A 16,660-nucleotide genomic window follows, 5' to 3' on the forward strand; every position below is an offset into this window, starting at 1 on the left:
GGACTGTCTTCAAGTGGTCAGGTACCGCCGCGAGCGCGCTACCTGGCCGGTGAGGTGAAGCCGAAGGCGAGCCTCACCGGCCAGATCGCGAAGCGATGTCGCGCTCGCACCAAGCACGGTCAGGGATGCGAGCCGCCAGGCGAGTATCCCTGGGCCGGGGTTGCAATCAATTCAGCCTCAGAGCGGAAGGCCCGTGAAGACCATGACCTTCTCTTCGGTGTAGTCGGTCATCGCCGAGTGCAGGCCCTCGCGGCCGACGCCGGAGTCCTTCACGCCCCCGTACGGCATCTGGTCGGCCCGGTAGGACGGCACGTCGCCGATCACCACGCCGCCGACGTCCAGCTCCCGGTGCGCCCGGAACGCGATGTCGAGGTTCCGCGTGAACACCCCCGCCTGCAGCCCGAAGTCGGACGCGTTGACCAGGTCGAAGGCCTCGTCCACGCCGTCGACCGGCTGGACCAGCAGGACCGGCCCGAAGACCTCGTCGCGCTGCACCCTGGCGTCGGCCGGCACGTCGGCCAGCACCGTCGGCGCGTACGCGGCGCCCTCGCGGGTGCCGCCGGCCAGCACCTTGGCGCCGGCGGCGACCGCCTCGCCGACCCACGCCTCGACCCGCTCCGCGGCGTCCTGGCTGACCAGCGGGCCGACCTGGGTCTTGTCGTCCCACGGGTCGCCGGTCACCAGCGCGTTCACCGACTCGACCAGCTTGGGCACGAACTCCTCGTACACCGAGCGGTCGACGAACACCCGCTGCACCGCGATGCAGCTCTGCCCGGCCTGGTAGTTGGAGAACAGGCCGATCCGGGACGCCGCCCAGTCGAGGTCGGAGTCGGGCAGCACCACCGCCGCGCCGTTGCCGCCCAGCTCCAGCGTGACGTGCTTGCGCGGCACCTGGTCGCGGATCGACCAGCCGACCGGGACCGAGCCGGTGAACGACACGATCGGCAGCCGCGGGTCCAGCACCAGGTCGCCGGCCCGGTCGTTGGGCACCGGCAGGACGGAGAACATGCCCTCGGGCAGGTCGGTCTCGGCCAGCAGCTCGCCCAGCAGCAGCGCCGACAGCGGGGTGGCGGGCGCGGGCTTGACCACGATCGGCGCGCCGACCGCGATCGCTGGGGCGATCTTGTGCGCGGTGAGGTTGAGCGGGAAGTTGAACGGCGAGATGCCCAGCACCGAGCCCTTGGGCACCCGGGCGACATAGGCCATCCGCCCGTCGGCGGCGGGGTCGGTGTCGAGCCGCTGGGTCGTACCGCTCCAGCGGCGGGTCTCCTCGGCGGCGAACCGGAAGGTGGCGATCGCCCGGTTCACCTCGCCGCGCGCCCACAGCAGCGGCTTGCCGTTCTCGCCCGTGATCAGCCGGGCGACCTCCTCGGAGCGCTCCTTCAGCCGTGCGGACACGTGCGCGAGCGCCTCCGCGCGCACGTGCAGCGGGAGTGCGGCGGCGTCCCGGCGCACCGCGTCCGCGGCGGCCACCGCCCGCTCGACCTGTTCCGGGGTCGGTACGGCGGCGGTCCCCACGACGCGTCCGTCGTAGGGGTGGGTAACGGTCAGTTGCTCGTCACCGGTCGCGGGCCGACCGGCCAGCCAGAATGGGGTCACGTCCATGGCCCTCACGCTATCTCCGCCGGGCCGCCGGGGGAGCCTCCAGCCTGTCGAATCGGGCCGTCGTCATTGGCCGTTACGGCGAGCGCGATCCACAACTCGGCGCGGACCGCCGGATCGTCCAGGTCGCGGCCCAGCAACTCGGCCGTTCTGCGCATCCTGCTCCGCAGCGTGTGGCGGTGCACTCCGAGCGCCCGCGCGGCCGCCTCGCCCTGCCCGTTCGCCGCCAGGTAGGCGCGCAGCGAGAGCAGCAGCGCGGGGTCCTCGCCGCGCAGCGGGGCCAGCAGCGCCTCCGCGAACCCCTGCGCCGGACCGGGATCGAGCAGGCCGAGCAGGCCCTGGCCGGGCAGATCGGCGTAATGCAGCACGCCGTACGGGCTGTCGGCGTCCGCCCGGACCCGGCGGGCGGCCGGCAGCGCCTGCTCCGCCTGCGCCAGGGCGGCGCCGAGCGAGTCGAGGTCATCGGCCGGGCCGCTCACCCCGACCGGGCCGGTCGCCCGCGCCAGTGCCGCCACCTGGTCCGCCAGCCGATCCGGGACGATCACCGCGCACGGGCCGTCCGCCAGCGGTACCGCCAGGCAGTGCTCGGCCGCCGGGTCGTCCTCCAGCGCGTCCAGCACGGCGGCCCCGCCGGCGCACGCCAGCACCCGCACCGGCGGATCGGGCAGCCCGGCGCCCGCCGTCCCGGACGTGCGCAGCCCCAGCATCCGGCCCGCGAGCGCCGCCCGCAGCCGGCGCGACTGCCGCGGCCGCTCCGACTGGAGGGTGAGCAGCGCGACCGCCGAGCCCACGATCGTGTGCGCGGCGGGCGGCAGCGGATCGGCCGTGCCGATGGCGAGGAACCCGCGCGGCCGTCCGCCCAGCCCGATCGCCTGCACGACCACCTGCCCGTCCTCACCCGACAGCGCGATGCTCGCGGGCCCGTCCTGGGACCTCTGCGTCCGCCGCAGCCGGGCCAGCTCGGGCGCCAGGCCGGGGGCGCGGCGCCGGGCCCGGGCGGGCTCGGCGTGCCGGACGTCCCCGGCGGCGTCCAGCAGCAGCGCCCAGCCGCCCAGCTCCCGCGCCAGCCGCACGATCAGCGGGCCGGGCCCCCGGAGGGCCGCCCGGGTCAGCTCCCGCTGCGCCTGCGCCGAACGGGTCGCGTCCTCGTACCACTCGGCCGCCAGGAGCCGCGATACCGCCTTGCCCACCGCGATGAACGGCGTCGGCCGCGGCACCTCCAGCAGCGCCAGGCCCTGCACGCGGGCCGCCGCCACCAGCTCCGCCGGAACGGTCTGGTGGATCACCCCGACCGCGAAGCCCAGCCCGGCCACGCCCCGCACCACCAGCCGCTCGACGTACGGCCCGGCGCCCTCGGCCGTGAGCCGCATCCCGGTCGTCAGCACCAGCTCGCCGCCCTCCAGGAACGGCGTCGGATCCTCCAGCTCGCTCACCGCCACCCACCGCACCGGCGCGTTCCGCGGCACCTCGGTCAGCGGGCGCAGGCCCAGCTGCGGCAGCGCGGCCACCTGACGGAGGCTGGGAGGCACGTGCGGCTCCTTACGGGACGTCGAACGCGGCGACTCCGATTCGCCGGTCCGTACGGTTCAGGGTAGATCCTGACCGGCCTATGTTCGCGCCATGAGCAGCCAGATCATCGGCACGCCGTCCGGCGTGCACCGCCTCGCCCAGGAACGCCGCGTCGTCACCGGGATCCCCGGCCCCCGCTCGCGCGAGCTGCAGGAGCGCCGCGCCGCCGCGGTCGCGCCCGGGGTGAGCAGCGTGCTGCCGGTGTACGTGGCCGACGCGGGCGGCGGCGTCGTGGTCGACGTGGACGGCAACTCCCTCATCGACTTCGGCTCGGGCATCGCCGTCACCAACGTCGGCAACGCCAACCCGAGGGTCGCCGAGCGGGTCGCCGCCCAGGCGGAGCGCTTCACCCACACGTGCTTCATGGTGGCGCCGTACGAGTCGTACGTCGCGGTCTGCGAGGCCCTCAACCGGCTCACCCCCGGCGACCACGACAAGCGCACCTTCCTGGTCAACAGCGGCGCCGAGGCGGTGGAGAACGCCGTCAAGGCCGCCCGCTACGCCACCGGACGGCAGGCGATCGTGGCGTTCGACCACGGCTACCACGGCCGGACGCTGCTCACGATGACGCTCACCGCCAAGAACATGCCCTACAAGCACGGCTTCGGCCCGTACGCGCCCGAGGTGTACCGGATGCCGATGGCCTACCCCTTCCGCTGGCCGGGCGGCGCCGAGAACTGCGGCCCGGAGGCGGCGGCCCAGGCCATCGACCAGATCACCAAGCAGATCGGCCCGGAGAACGTCGCCGGCGTGGTGATCGAGCCGATCCAGGGCGAGGGCGGCTTCATCGAGCCCGCGCCCGGGTTCCTGCCCGCGATCGCCGACTTCTGCCGGACGCACGGCATCCTGTTCATCGCCGACGAGGTGCAGACCGGGTTCGCCCGCACCGGCGACCTGTTCGCCTGCGAGCACGAGGGCGTCGTCCCCGACATCGTCACCACGGCCAAGGGCATCGCGGGCGGGCTGCCGCTGGCGGCCGTCACGGGCCGCGCCGACGTCCTGGACAAGATCCACCCGGGCGGGCTGGGCGGGACCTACGGCGGCAACCCGGTCTCGTGCGAGGCCGCGCTGGCGGTCCTGGAGGAGATCGAGAACGAGAAGCTCGTCGACCGGGCGCGCGCCATCGGCGAGGTGATGCTGCCCAGGCTGCGCGCCCTCGCCGACCGCCACCCCGAGATCGGGGACGTCCGCGGGCGCGGCGCGATGACGGCGGTCGAGCTGGTGCGCGGCGCCGGGGCGAAGGAACCGAACCCCGAGCTGACGGCCGAGGTCGCGCGCCGCTGCCACGCCGCCGGACTCCTGGTGCTCACGGCGGGCACCCACGGCAACGTGCTGCGCTTCCTGCCGCCGCTCGTCATCCCCGAACACCTGCTCAGCGAGGGCCTGGACGTCCTCGAGGAGTCGTTCGCCGCGGCGGCCTCCGCCGGCTAGCGGGTCGCCGTGGTGAGCTCGGCGGCATAGACGTCGGCGAGGAGGTCGTACGAGCGCAGCCGGTTCTTGTGCTCGTACACCGAGGTCATCACCATCACCTCGTCTGCCCGGGTCCGCTCCAGCAGCGCGTCCAGCTGCGCCCGCACCGTCTCCGGACCGCCCATGACCTGTCCCGACAGCCGCGACTCGATGATCTCGCGTTCGAACGGCGTGTACGGGTGGGCGGCGGTCTCCTCGGGGCTGGGCAGCGGCCCCGGCAGGCCCCGCCGCAGCCGCAGGAACTGCAGCGCCTGCGGGGCGGCCAGCTCGCGCGCCCGCTCGTCGGTGTCGGCCGCCGTCACCGACACTGCGATCATCGCGTACGGACGGTCCAGCGTCTCGGACGGCCGGAACGACTCGCGGTAGAGATCGAGCGCCGGGATCGTGTTCTCGGAGCTGAAGTGGTGGGCGAACGCGAACGGCAGGCCCAGCAGGCCCGACAACCGTGCGCTGTACCCGCTGGAGCCCAGCAGCCACACCGGAGGCTCGTTCCCCGCCGCCGGGGTCACCGTGCTCTGCGCGCCGAAGTAGGCCCGCAACTCGTGCACCTGCTCGGGGAAGTCGTCGACGGACAGCGCGTCCGGCGAACGGCGCAAAGCCTTCGCCGTCGCCTGGTCGGTCCCGGGGGCCCGGCCCAGGCCGAGGTCGATGCGTCCCGGGTAGAGGGCCTCCAGCGTCCCGAACTGCTCGGCCACCACCATCGGCGCGTGGTTGGGCAGCATGACCCCGCCCGACCCCACCCGCATCCTGGCCGTGGCCGCCGCGACCTGGCCGATGAGCACGGCCGTGGCGGAACTGGCGATCCCGGGCATCGCGTGGTGCTCGGCCAGCCAGTACCGGTGGAAGCCGAGCGCCTCGGTGTGCCGGGCCAGGTCGAGGGTGTTGCGAAGGGCCTGCGCGGACGTGGATCCGCTCACCACGGGGGACAGGTCGAGAACCGAGAAGGGGACGCTCATGATCGGTGCAACCCCGGGATCGGCCGTCCTCTTCCCGGCTACCGGAGGAGCAGCGACACGCCGACCAGCAGGGCCCCTCCGAAGAGCGGGGCGACCGTGATGCTGAGCCAGGACCAGAGCATCAGCGTCCGAGCGCGTGCCGGGTCCTGCTCGAACACCTCCTCGGCGCGGGCGTAGAGCAGGGCGCCGGGGAAGAGCAGCGGGAAGAACAGGACCATCGTCCAGAGGCCGGCCAGGAACGCGAGCACCTGGCCCGTGCGGGTGTACGCGCCATCGGGCCCGACGCCGAACCCGTACGAGGGCGCGGCGATCTTGGGTTGGTGCAGGGAACCGGGGGCGGGGGCGGCTTCGCTCATGCCGGATCACCGTTCACTAGGAGCAAGCGTTCGTTCAAGTGATCTGGATCATACGCCCGAGCGAAGCCGCACGACAGGGGGCGAACCGCGGACCATCGGTCATCGTCGGGCGGGCTGGGGGCGCATGGCCGCCACCGCCATGCTCGCCACCGTGTCCGCGTACTCCGGAGTCAGCGGGGCGGTGCGCAGCATCCACCGGTGGAACACGGGGCCGAACAGCAACTCGACCGCCACCTGAAGATCCAGGTCCGCCGCCAGCTCACCCGTCCGCTGGGCGGCCCGCAACCGCTCCTTGGTCAGCTCCAGTTGCGGCTGGAGCAGCCGCTCGACCATCTCCCGGCCGAGCACCGGATCGTTGTGGACCTCGATCGCCAGCGCCCGCGTCATCCTCTCCAGGTGGGGCGTGTTGAACTGCTCGACCACGGCACGCAGCACCGTCCTCAGATCGGCCTCCACGTCCCCGGTGTCGGGCAGGGCCGCGTCCGGCCCGTCCGCGGGCACCAGCGACTCGAACATCACCGCCCCCTTGGACGGCCACCACCGGTAGATCGTCTGCTTGCCGACCCCGGCGCGGTGCGCGATGCCCTCGATGGTCAGGTTCCCGTAGCCCACGTCGAAGAGCAGCTCGCGGGTCGCCGTGAGGATCGCCTGCCGGGAGCGCTCGCTGCGGCGTGTCGGATCGGGACTCATGCCCAGAACGTACCGCAGGCGATCCGATACGTCTCGTCTTGACAAGCTTTCAATCCGAGACGTATCGTCTCGTTGCGAGGCGAGACGAACCGTCTCGCGGATTGGAGCGATCATGACCCGCCGGCACATCGCCATGGTGAGCATCCCGGCCCCCGGCCACGTGAACCCGAGCCTGGAGATCATCCGCGAGCTGGTCGCCCGCGGCCACCGCGTCACCTACGCCAACGACCCCTCGTACGCCGACACGATCACCGCCGTGGGAGCGGAGCCGGTCCCGTACCGCTCGACCCTGCCCGGCCACGACGAACCCGGGGCCTGGCCCGACGACCCGATCGAGCAGATCGACCTCTTCCTCGACGACGCCATCGCGATGCTGCCCACGCTCCGCGCCGCGTACGAGCACGACCGGCCCGACCTCTTCCTCTACGACATGACGGGCTACCCGGCGCGCGTCCTCGCCGAAGACTGGGGCATCCCCTGCATGCAGCTCTCCCCATCCGCCGTCGCCTGGGAGGGCTACGCCGAGGACAACGCCGAACAGCTGGAGGCCATGCGCAGCGACCCGCGCGGCGCCGAGCACCACCGGCGCTTCACCGCCTGGCTGGAGGCCAACGGCGCCACCGAGACCGACGGCAACCGCTTCGTCGCCTACCCCGAGCGCGGCCTGGCCCTGATCCCCAGAGCGATGCAGCCCAACGCCGACCGCGTCGACCCCCGCCGCTACACCTTCATCGGCCCCTGCCTGGGGGACCGCGCCGACCAGGGCGACTGGCAGCCCCCGTCCAGCGCGGAGAAGGTGCTGCTGATCTCCCTCGGCTCCGCGTTCACCGACCGTCCGGCCTTCTACCGCGAGTGTCTCAAGGCCTTCGGCGGCCTACCCGGCTGGCATGTGGTGCTGCAGATCGGCCGGCATGTGAAGGAGGACGATCTGGGCGCCGTCCCCGCCAACGTCGAGGTGCATCGCTGGGTGCCGCAGCTGGCCGTCCTGGAGCGGGCCGACGCGTTCGTCACCCACGCCGGCAGCGGCGGCGTCAACGAGGGCCTCTACTGCGGCGTCCCGATGATCGCCGTGCCGCAGGCCGTCGACCAGTTCATGAACGCGGACATGCTCGCCGAGATCGGCGTGGGCCGCCGGATCGACGCCGGCGACGCCACCGCCGAAGCGCTCCGCACCGCGCTTCTCGACCTCACCTCCGACGACGAGGTCGCCGCCGGGCTGGCCGGGATCCGCGCCGAACTGCGCACCGAGGGCGGCACCGCCCGCGCGGCCGACCTTGTCGAAGAGCTGCTGCCCGCGAGAAACACGAGCGCGGAGGCCGTCGATGTATAAGCGAGCGGTTCTGGCGGGGGACGGGGGCGCGCTTTGGCGGGCGGCGAGTCGGCGGTCGGCAGCGAGTACGCGCGGACGCGGGACATCGTCCTTATCGCGGTGATCCTGCTGCTGTTCACGTCGGGCCTGGTGGTCGTCCTCGTCCAGGCATGGCCGCCCGCGCCGCAGATCGGACGGGACGGGCGGCCCGAGGCCCCCGTGAACGTCGTGGCCGTACGGCTGTTCGGCTGGGCGCCCAGGCTGACGCGGGAGGAATGCCTGTTCGTCACCGTCTTGGCGGCCGGCGCGATCGGCGGCGTCGTCCACTCGCTGCGCTCCCTCTACTGGTACGTCGGGAACCGGTCGCTGCGGCGCAGCTGGCTGATGATGTACTTGTTCCTGCCGCTCATCGGCGCCCTGCTCGCACTGATGGTGTACCTGGTGCTGCGCGGTGGGCTGACCTCCCCGGCCGGCGGCTCCTCCGACGTGAACCCCTACGGTGTCACCGCCGTCGCCGCGCTGGTCGGCCTGTTCTCGCAGGAGACAGCGGAGAAGCTGCGAGCGGTCTTCGCGACCCTGCTCAGCCCCGCGCAGGCGGGACGCGACCAGGCGTTACCGCCGCAGGTCCACTCGGTCGAGCCCGGCGCCGCCCCGGTCGGCGGCATGGTCGTCATCCGCGGCGTGGGTCTCGGCTCGGCGTCCGGCGTCCGCTTCGGCGGCGTCGACGCCCCGGTCACCGACGTCACCGACACCCGCCTGCAGACCATCGTGCCGCCCGGCGCCACCACCGGCCGCCTCACCGTCATCACCCCGAGCGGTTCCGCGACCGGCCCCACCGACTTCACCGTCGAAGAGCCAGTGGTCTAGACGACCAACGCCGGACATCTTCGACAAAATGACCACCCAGTGCGGCGGCGACGCGCGATCATCTGCGTGTGATCGAAGGCAACGAGATCGATGTGACCACCCCGAGCACCGCCCGCATCTACGACTTCCTGCTGGACGGCAAGGACAACTTCGCCGTCGACCGGGAGGCCGCGGCCAGGCTGCTGGAGGCGACGCCGAACGCCAAGGGGATGGCGCAGGGCAACCGGCGGTTCATGGTGCGGGCGGTGCGGGCGCTGGCCCGGGCGGGAGTCCGGCAGTTCATCGATCTGGGCACCGGCATCCCGACCTCTCCCAACGTGCATGAGGTGGCCCGCGAGATCCACCCCGGGGCACGCGTGGTGTACGTCGACAACGACCCGATCGTGATGACGCACAACCGGGCGCTGCGGGCCACCCCCGACGGAGTGGTGACGATCGACGAGGACGTACGCCGGCCGGCGCGGATCCTGGAGCACCCCGACGTCGATTCCCTCATCGATTTCACCCAGCCGGTCGGCGTGCTGTGCCTGGCGGTGCTGCATTTCGTGTCCGACGAGGAGGACCCGGAGCAGATCCTGGCGACGCTGCGAGAGCGGATGGTCGCCGGCAGCCACCTGGTCATCAGCACGACCAGCTCCGAGGGGTTCTCCCCGGCGGAGGTCGACGCCGTCACCCGCTCCTACCGGGGCGCGACCTCGCCGCTCACCCTGCGATCCCGTGAGCGGATCGAGCGCTTCTTCGACGGATTCGAGCTGCTCGACCCGGGCCTGGTCGACGTCTTCAAGTGGCGTGCCGACGAGCCCATGGTCGACGGCAAGCTGCTGGCCGGGGTCGCCCGCAAGAACTCCTGACCTCCCGCTACGAGCCCGTACCGCGGCCCCTCCCCAGGCTGTGTTTCAAAGTCCCGGCCTACGGCGCTCGCCTGGCGGCTCGCTCCTAACCGGGCCTTGGCGAGCGCGACATCGCTTCGCGATCTGCCCGGTGAGGCTCGCCTCCGGCGTCGCCCCATCGGCCAGGTAGCGCGCTCGCGCGGTACCCGAGGCCACTTCGAGACACGCCCTAGAACCCCGACGCGATCTCTCTCCCCGGGACAGCGTCACCAGGGTCGCCGCGACGCCCAAAGGATCGGCTTCGCCGTTCAAGCAGGCATGCGCCCGCCCGGGCAACCCGTCCTCAAGAAACCACTCGCTGCTCAGCCGCCCCTAGGGGGTGGGCCAGTGGTCGTGCCAAAGGTCGTAGGCGGCGCCTGGGAGGACGGTCGGGAGCGTGCGGGTGTCGTCCAGGACGGCGGGTTCGTCACCGGTCTTGGCGCAGGCGAACTGGATGGCGCTGGCGTAGGAGGTGCGTTCCAGGCCCTCGGGGCCCGCGACCAGGGACGTGTAGCGGGGACCCTGGAGTTCGTCGGCGGGGATGACCGTGCCGATCACCAGGCTGTTGGAGACCGTGACCCAGCTGCCCAGCGTGGAGATCTGGCGCTCGGCGGCCTGCTGCTCCCAGCGGTGGCGCAGGATCGGCTTGGAGAAGATCGGGACGAACAGGTGCGACACGCCGCAGGAGAGGAGCTCGCGCTCCCAACCGATCGAGCGGCTGAGGTCCTCGCAGATGAGGACGGCCAGGCGGCCGAAGGCCGAATCGAGCAGGCCGACCCTGGTGCCGGGGGTCAGATACTCGTCGGCGGTGCCCTCGGAGGGCGCGCCCGGGAGCCGCCACATGCGCATCTGGGCGGCGTCCAGGGTGAAGCCCGACAGCTTGTCCTGGATGAGGAGTTCCCGGCCGGTCCAGCGGTCGATCAGGACGGACCGGTTGGGCGGCGGGTCCTCCGGGCCGAGCGGGCCGCTGCCCAGCAGGAGGAAGCGCAGCGGGTGCCGGTGGCGGTCGCGGCCGGCGGTGTGGAAGGCGGCCTCCTTCCAGTGCTCCAGCAGCGTGTCCGACAGGGACACCTCGGGCATCACGGCGATCTGGGCGCCCGCCTCGTCGAGCCGCCTGATGATCGAGGTGATCCGGGCGCGGACACCGGAGGAGCCGCTGGGCCGCAGCCGGTAGACGGTCATGCCGTACCGCCGCTCGAAGTCGATCTCGATGTCGTCGAAGGTCTCCAGGACGGGTACGCAACCGACGGCGACCGGTTCGTCGCGGTTGAAGTGCGGGTCGTGTACGGCGGGCAGCACGGAGTGGTCGACCTTCGCCCATTCCCGGGGCGGGACGCGGTGGACCCCGAAGAACTCGGCCTTGGTGCGGCGGCCGCTCGGGCGTCCGGGGAAGGCGCAGCGGGGGAGCAGCGCGCCCTCGCGCTCGTCGTTGTTGAAGCGACCTTCGGTGAGGTACTGGACGAGCAGGCCGCTCAGCGCGGGCGCGTCGTGGTACGGGCCGTAGGGGTTGGCGTGGGCGAGCGCGCCGTCCAGGCCCAGCAGGATCGCGAACCGGCCGCGGTCGCCGTCCGCGGCGATGATCTCCTCGGTCATCTCGGGGCTCAGCCGGCCCAGCGCCAGGACGATCTCGGTGATCTCCCCGGCGTGTCGCCGCACCTGCGCGTCGTCGTACCACTTCGTCGCCTCCCACCCCTGGAAGTGGCGGTCGGGAAGCTCGTCGTAGAGCCGGATGAAGAGATCAGCTGGATCGGCGGGATGGGCCGCACGGGCAGGTGCCGCCAACTGATCCGTCATAAGCGTCCCCCATGGGGTTGACAGTGATGGTCACGGGTGGTCGACCGATGCTAACTCTCGCGAGTTGGTCTCATCAGTGGCATCTGATACAGAAACCCATGCGGATGTTGACGATCCTGGGTTCCGGAACGGTCACGGCCGTCCAGAACCCTCGGCGGGTCGTAGTGGGACTATCACTTGACTTTCACTTGGCATTGGCGCATCCTGAAGTGGTCAGCCCTTCCTCGAGACCGTGGAGTGAGCCGTGAACTCAAAGGCGCAGACCATGGGGCAAATGCCGCAGCTCGGTCACGACCGCAGGACCGAGGTACGCCGGCTGATCGATTCGATGGAGCACGCCAAGAGCATCGGCGACGGCCACTTCAGCGCGCTGGGCATGCTCATCACCGACGCCTCCCTCTGCGCCGACGAGCCGGCGCTCGTCGAGGTGCAGGACGGCCTGCAGTGGCTGCATCGCACCCACTATCTCGACACCCCGGCGCTGGACGGCGACCAGCGCGAGCAGCGCGGCCGCATCCTCGGCCTGATCGACACCGTGCACTGGGCGTTGCGTCGGCTGCCGTCGGGGCTCCAGCTCTCCCTGCACCCGGACGGGCACGCGGCGCGTTTCCTGATCGCCGTGGCGCGCCGGCAGGGCCTGTCGAACCAGCAGCTGGCCGCCGAACTGGGCACCGACGACACCGAGATCAGCCGGGTCGGCCGCAAGCTGCTCTCCGCGGGCGTGGTGTGGCGCCGCAAGGAGTGGCGGCACAACGCCTGGGACATCACCCCGCGCGGTCTGCTGTACGCGCAGACCGCCGGCCTGCTCAAGGAGGGGGAGGTCCCGGCGCCGACCCGACCGGCGGATCCGCTTCCGGAGCCGTCGAGCCGTGCCCGTCCGGACGCGGCCGGGCGCCGCGGTCCCGACGAGGTCTCCGAGCGTCCGGAGCGCCCGGAGCCCCCGCGCCGCCGCCACGAAGGCCCCGGCCGCGCCGAGGGCTGACCACCGGCGGCCGATTCGCCCCGGCGTTCGGGGCCGCGCTGCCGCTTGGCCGTCAGGCCGCGGCGCCCGCCTCCTCCGGTGATCAAGGGGTCATGGGGTCTGGATCAGGTCGACGAGGCGGGTCAGGGCGTCGGTGTCGTGCCCCTCGGCGGAGGCGCGGTCGATGAGCCTGTGAACGGGGTCCAGGAGCTCGGTGCCGACGCCCTGGTCGCGCGAGGCGTTGATCAGGTTGGGGAATCCCGCGCTGTTGTTGGCGATGCTGGACACCTCGGTCCGGTGGTCGCCGCTGTCGATCTGCTGAGCCGCCAGGGGCAGGCCGGCCATCATCGCGGTGAGCCAGGCGGAGACCATCGGGGTGAACTCGGCAGCGGTGATCTTCTCGGTGCGGATCATCGCGATCGCGTGGTAGTAGCCGCCGAACATTCCGTACATCGCGCTGAGCAGCGCCAGGTCGTACAGCGCCGCCAGGCCGGTGTCCTCGCCCATGAAGCGGGGGGCGGCGAGGGCCTCGAGGGTGCCGTGGTGGGCGTCGAAGGCGTGCCGCGAGCCGCTGTAGAGGATCAGGGCCTCCGGGCCTCCGATCATCGGCGGGACGGCCATGATGCCGCCGTCCAGGTAGTCGGCGCCGAAGCCGGTGACCCGTTCGGCCATGTCGCGGGCCTGGCGGGGCGTGCCGTTGGTCAGGTTGACGATGGTGCGGCCGGCGAGCGCGCCGCTCGCCTCGGTCAGGACCTCCTGGACGTTCTCGTACACCGACAGGCACACGACGACCAGGTCGCTCGCGGCGACCGCGGCGGCGGGTGTGCGGGCGTGGACGGCGCCCTCGACGGTCTTGCCGGCCGAGCGGTTCCAGACGGTCGTCTCGTGGCCGTTCCGCAGGAGGGCCTTGGCGAGCGCCGTCCCCATGAGCCCGAGACCCAGGACCGTTACCTTCATGTGCGCAGCTCCTTGATCATGGTTGGTCCGATCAGGATGGCGCGGGGCGCTTCGGGTTCGTTTCGGGTCGCATACGGTGATCGTCATGCGTTTCGGAGTGCTCGGGCCGCTGGAGGTGCGGACCGGGGAGCGGGTCGCGGTGCCCGACCGGAAGGTGCGCACGCTGCTGGCGGTACTGCTCGCGCATCGCGGGCGCGTGGTGGCCTCCGGGCGGCTGATCGACGATCTGTGGGGCGGTGCTCCCGCGCCGTCCCGTCCGGCGGCGACGTTGCAGGCCCGGGTCTCGCAGCTGCGCCGGACGCTGGAGGACGCCGAGGCGGGGGCGCGGGCGCTGGTGGAGTCGCGCCCGCCCGGGTACGTGCTCGCGGCCGGGGACGTCGACGCCGGGGTGTTCGAGGAGCTCGTCGAGCGGGCGGCCGCCGCCCCCGATCCGCGGTCCAAGGCCGGGTTGCTGGACGAGGCGCTGGGCCTGTGGAGGGGCGAGGCGTTCGCCGGGTTCGAGGACGTCGAGTCCGTCCGGGTGGAGGCGGCGCGGCTGGAGGAGTTGAGGCTCGCGGCCGTCGAGGAGCGCGCCGAGGCCCGGTTGGCGCTGGGGGAGCACCACCGGGTGGCGGGGGAGCTCGCCGAGCATGTCGCGGGTCACCCGTTGAGGGAGCGGCTCCGCGCCGTGCACATGCGGGCCCTCTACCGTGCCGGGCGGCAGGACGAGGCGCTGCGGAGCTATGCCGAGCTGCGCGGGCTGCTGCGGGACGAACTAGGGCTGGATCCGGGCCCCGGGCTCGCCGCCCTGCACCAGGCGATCCTGCGGCAGGACCCGTCGCTGGACGTCCGCCCGCGGACCAATCTGCCCGCCGCCGTGACAGAGCTGGTGGGCCGGGCGGACGCGTTGCGCGAGGTGCGGGCGCGGCTCGCGGAGTCCCGGCTGCTGACGCTGGTCGGGCCGGGCGGGGTCGGCAAGACGCGGCTGGCGGTCGAAGCGGCGGGGAAGGTCGTCGAGGAATACCCCGACGGGGTGTGGCTGGTCGAGCTGGCCGCCCTCGATCCGGCGGGGACGGCGCTGGTCCCGATGGTGTCGGCGGTGCTCGGGCTGCGGGACGACGACCGGCCGTCCGCCGGCCTGGCCGGGGCGCTGCGCGACCGGCGGATGCTGCTGGTCCTCGACAACTGCGAGCACGTGGTGGAGCCGGTCGGCGCGCTGGTGTCGGAGCTGTTGCGCCGCGTCCCCGGGCTGCGCGTGCTGGCGACGAGCCGGCAGCCGCTCGGGGTGTACGGGGAGCGGCTGTGGCCCGTGCCGCCGCTGGAGGTGCCGCGGGCGGTCGAGCTGTTCGTGGCACGCGCCGGGCCCGGGTTCGCGCTGGACGCGGGGAACGCGGAGTGGGTGGCAGCGATCTGCCGGAGGCTGGACGGCCTGCCCCTGGCGCTGGAGCTGGCCGCGACCCGCGTCCGCGCGCTGGGCGTGCGCGAGCTGGCCGCCCGCCTGGACGACCGCTTCCGGCTGCTGGAGGGCGGGCCGCGGGGCGCGCCGCGCCGCCAGCGCACCCTCCGGGCGGTGATCGACTGGAGTCACGAGCCGCTGCCGGAGCCGGACCGGCGGGTGCTGCGCCGCCTGGCCGTGCACGCGGACGGCTGCACGCTGGAGGCCGCCGAGCGGGTGTGCGGGGACGGCGACGTCCTCGATCGGCTGGCCCGGCTGGTCGACCGGTCGCTGGTCGTCATGGCCGAGGGCGCCGACGGGCTGCCGCGTTACCGGCTGCTGGAATCGGTCGCCGCGTACTGCGTCGAGCGTCTCGACGAGGCGGGGGATCACGAGCGGACGCGGCGCCGCCACTACCGCTACTACCTCGACCTCGCCGAACGTGCCGAACCCCGGCTGCGTACGGGTGACCAGCGCGAATGGCTCGCCCGTCTGAACACCGAGAGTGCCAACATGCGCGCGGCCCTGGACGCTGCCCTACATGCCGGGGCGTCGGAGGTCGCGCTGCGGCTGGTGAACGCCCTGTCCTGGTCGTGGATGCTGCGTGGACGCCTGGGCGAGGCGCGGCGGGCTCTGGAGCGCGTGCTCGGGGCGGTCCCGCCCGACGCCGATCCGGCGCTGCTCGCGCGGGCGCGGGCGTGGCATGCCGGGATCGCCATGCTCGACGGCGACAGCGCGGGCCGTGCGGACCGGACGAGGGCCGTTCTGGCGGCGTTCGACGGGCCGGGGGACGGGCACGGCCGGGCCTGGGCCTCGTGGTTCCTCGCCTTCGCCCGTCGCGGTTTCGGCGACCCGGCGGACATCGACGACCTGATCGGCCTGGCGTTCGACGGGTTCACCGCCGCCGGCGACGAGTGGGGAGTCGCCGCCGCGCTGAGTTCCCGGGCCGCGCAGGCGATGGCGCGGGGCGATCTGGCCGCGGCGGAACGGGACGGCGAGCACGGCGCGGTGCTGTTCCGCGACCTCGGCGATCGGTGGGGGCTGCTCCAGGTCACCGAGACGCTGGGGGTGCTCGCCGAGGCCAGGGGCGACTACCCGCGTGCCGCCGCGTACCACCAGGACGGGCTGCGCATGGCCGAGGAACTCGGGCTGTGGACGGAGGTGGCGTACAAGCTGGGCCGGCTCGGCCGCGTCGCGCTGCTGGACGGCGACCACGGGCGCGCCGACGACCTGCACCGGCGCGCGGCACGGCTGGCGCGGGAACGGTCGCACCGGCGGATGGAGAACTTCGCCGAGGTCGGGCTGGCCCTCGCCGCCCGGCGGCGCGGCGACCTGGACGAGGCCGAGGGCTACCTGCTGGCATGGGTCGACTGGTGCCGCGGCGTCGACGGCAGTCCCGGCCTGGCCCTGGTCCTCGCCGAACTGGGCTTCATCGCCGAACTGCGCGGCGACCGGGAGTCGGCCCTGCGCCTGCACCAGGAGGGACTGGCCGCGGCCCGCGCCACCGGGAACCCGCGCGCGGTCGCCTTGGCTTTGGAGGGCCTGGCCGGTGCGCTGGACGACCCGGCGGAGGCGGCGCGCTCGCTGGAGGAGGCCGGCGCGATCCGAGCGTCCGCCGGCGCGCCCCTGCCGCCCGCCGAACGCGCTGACGTGGACCGCATCGCGGCCCGCCTGGCCACCACCCCCGCCCGCTGAGCGGGGCCACGCTCAATTGCGCGGCGCGCGGCTTGATGCCTGAAGGGGGCGGTCCCTGTGGGGCCGCCCCCTTCAGGTCGACTCGGGTCAGAAGTCCATGCCGCCCATGTCGGGGGCGCCGCCGCCGGCGGCGGCCGGGGTCTTCTCCGGC

General features: G+C 73.1%; 13 protein-coding genes. 6 read left to right on the forward strand and 7 right to left on the reverse strand.

The window, feature by feature from the left end; translation table 11 throughout:
• Positions 1-177: 177 nt before the first annotated feature.
• Positions 178-1,605, reverse strand: a complete 1,428-nt coding sequence (locus tag ABD340_RS31320) for an aldehyde dehydrogenase family protein (protein WP_344593856.1) — start codon at positions 1,603-1,605, stop codon at positions 178-180.
• 5 nt (positions 1,606-1,610) lie between these two features.
• Positions 1,611-3,131 carry a PucR family transcriptional regulator gene (locus tag ABD340_RS31325; protein ID WP_344593858.1) on the reverse strand — a complete coding sequence of 507 codons (1,521 nt, stop codon included), beginning with the start codon at positions 3,129-3,131 and terminating at the stop codon, positions 1,611-1,613.
• 91 nt (positions 3,132-3,222) lie between these two features.
• On the opposite strand from ABD340_RS31325, the gene gabT reads away from it, so the two are divergent.
• Positions 3,223-4,602, forward strand: a complete 1,380-nt coding sequence (gene gabT, locus ABD340_RS31330) for a 4-aminobutyrate--2-oxoglutarate transaminase (protein WP_344593860.1) — start codon at positions 3,223-3,225, stop codon at positions 4,600-4,602.
• Here gabT and ABD340_RS31335 read toward each other — a convergent pair.
• The 3 genes from ABD340_RS31335 to ABD340_RS31345 all read right to left on the reverse strand — a co-directional run bounded on the left by ABD340_RS31335 (position 4,599) and on the right by ABD340_RS31345 (position 6,643).
• Positions 4,599-5,597, reverse strand: coding sequence for an LLM class flavin-dependent oxidoreductase (locus ABD340_RS31335; protein WP_344593862.1), 999 nt, complete (start codon positions 5,595-5,597; stop codon positions 4,599-4,601). The genes gabT and ABD340_RS31335 overlap by 4 nt on opposite strands.
• A gap of 38 nt (positions 5,598-5,635) precedes the next feature.
• Positions 5,636-5,953, reverse strand: a complete 318-nt coding sequence (locus tag ABD340_RS31340) for a hypothetical protein (RefSeq protein WP_344593863.1) — start codon at positions 5,951-5,953, stop codon at positions 5,636-5,638.
• A gap of 99 nt (positions 5,954-6,052) precedes the next feature.
• Positions 6,053-6,643, reverse strand: a complete 591-nt coding sequence (locus tag ABD340_RS31345; RefSeq protein WP_344593865.1) for a TetR/AcrR family transcriptional regulator — start codon at positions 6,641-6,643, stop codon at positions 6,053-6,055.
• Between the two features lie 112 nt (positions 6,644-6,755).
• Here ABD340_RS31345 and ABD340_RS31350 point away from each other — a divergent pair, with 112 nt between their 5' ends.
• From ABD340_RS31350 to ABD340_RS31360, 3 genes are all read left to right on the forward strand, one after another.
• Positions 6,756-7,973, forward strand: coding sequence for a macrolide family glycosyltransferase (locus tag ABD340_RS31350; RefSeq protein ID WP_344593867.1), 1,218 nt, complete (start codon positions 6,756-6,758; stop codon positions 7,971-7,973).
• A gap of 33 nt (positions 7,974-8,006) precedes the next feature.
• The gene (locus ABD340_RS31355; RefSeq protein WP_344593869.1) at positions 8,007-8,819 is read left to right on the forward strand and encodes an IPT/TIG domain-containing protein; all 813 of its coding nucleotides are present in this window, start codon (positions 8,007-8,009) and stop codon (positions 8,817-8,819) included.
• A gap of 68 nt (positions 8,820-8,887) precedes the next feature.
• On the forward strand, positions 8,888-9,670 hold the full coding sequence (locus ABD340_RS31360; RefSeq protein ID WP_344593871.1) for an SAM-dependent methyltransferase: 783 nt from the start codon (positions 8,888-8,890) through the stop codon (positions 9,668-9,670).
• Between the two features lie 351 nt (positions 9,671-10,021).
• Here the strand turns inward: ABD340_RS31360 and ABD340_RS31365 are convergent, their stop codons facing one another.
• On the reverse strand, positions 10,022-11,482 hold the full coding sequence (locus tag ABD340_RS31365; RefSeq protein ID WP_344593873.1) for a hypothetical protein: 1,461 nt from the start codon (positions 11,480-11,482) through the stop codon (positions 10,022-10,024).
• Positions 11,483-11,756: 274 nt separating this feature from the next.
• Here ABD340_RS31365 and ABD340_RS31370 point away from each other — a divergent pair, with 274 nt between their 5' ends.
• Positions 11,757-12,464 carry a hypothetical protein gene (locus ABD340_RS31370; protein ID WP_344593874.1) on the forward strand — a complete coding sequence of 236 codons (708 nt, stop codon included), beginning with the start codon at positions 11,757-11,759 and terminating at the stop codon, positions 12,462-12,464.
• Positions 12,465-12,554: 90 nt separating this feature from the next.
• Here ABD340_RS31370 and ABD340_RS31375 read toward each other — a convergent pair whose 3' ends face one another.
• On the reverse strand, positions 12,555-13,400 hold the full coding sequence (locus ABD340_RS31375) for an NAD(P)-dependent oxidoreductase (RefSeq protein ID WP_344593875.1): 846 nt from the start codon (positions 13,398-13,400) through the stop codon (positions 12,555-12,557).
• Between the two features lie 85 nt (positions 13,401-13,485).
• Between ABD340_RS31375 and ABD340_RS31380 the strand changes: the two genes are divergently transcribed.
• Positions 13,486-16,509: an AfsR/SARP family transcriptional regulator gene (locus ABD340_RS31380; protein ID WP_344593876.1), complete on the forward strand. Its 3,024-nt coding sequence runs from the start codon at positions 13,486-13,488 to the stop codon at positions 16,507-16,509.
• Positions 16,510-16,660: the final 151 nt, after the last annotated feature.

The organism is Actinomadura vinacea (assembly GCF_039532545.1).
Taxonomy (GTDB): Bacteria; Actinomycetota; Actinomycetes; order Streptosporangiales; family Streptosporangiaceae; genus Spirillospora; species Spirillospora vinacea.

What these genes read in the sequence shown, in the direction of transcription:
- ABD340_RS31320 (WP_344593856.1), bottom strand. Translation starts at nt 1,605, where the DNA reads ATGGACGTGACCCCATTCTGGCTGGCCGGTCGGCCCGCGACCGGTGAC.
- gabT (WP_344593860.1), top strand. Translation starts at nt 3,223, where the DNA reads ATGAGCAGCCAGATCATCGGCACGCCGTCCGGCGTGCACCGCCTCGCC.
- ABD340_RS31335 (WP_344593862.1), bottom strand. Translation starts at nt 5,597, where the DNA reads ATGAGCGTCCCCTTCTCGGTTCTCGACCTGTCCCCCGTGGTGAGCGGA.
- ABD340_RS31340 (WP_344593863.1), bottom strand. Translation starts at nt 5,953, where the DNA reads ATGAGCGAAGCCGCCCCCGCCCCCGGTTCCCTGCACCAACCCAAGATC.
- ABD340_RS31345 (WP_344593865.1), bottom strand. Translation starts at nt 6,643, where the DNA reads ATGAGTCCCGATCCGACACGCCGCAGCGAGCGCTCCCGGCAGGCGATC.
- ABD340_RS31350 (WP_344593867.1), top strand. Translation starts at nt 6,756, where the DNA reads ATGACCCGCCGGCACATCGCCATGGTGAGCATCCCGGCCCCCGGCCAC.
- ABD340_RS31365 (WP_344593873.1), bottom strand. Translation starts at nt 11,482, where the DNA reads ATGACGGATCAGTTGGCGGCACCTGCCCGTGCGGCCCATCCCGCCGAT.
- ABD340_RS31370 (WP_344593874.1), top strand. Translation starts at nt 11,757, where the DNA reads ATGCCGCAGCTCGGTCACGACCGCAGGACCGAGGTACGCCGGCTGATC.
- ABD340_RS31375 (WP_344593875.1), bottom strand. Translation starts at nt 13,400, where the DNA reads ATGAAGGTAACGGTCCTGGGTCTCGGGCTCATGGGGACGGCGCTCGCC.
- ABD340_RS31380 (WP_344593876.1), top strand. Translation starts at nt 13,486, where the DNA reads ATGCGTTTCGGAGTGCTCGGGCCGCTGGAGGTGCGGACCGGGGAGCGG.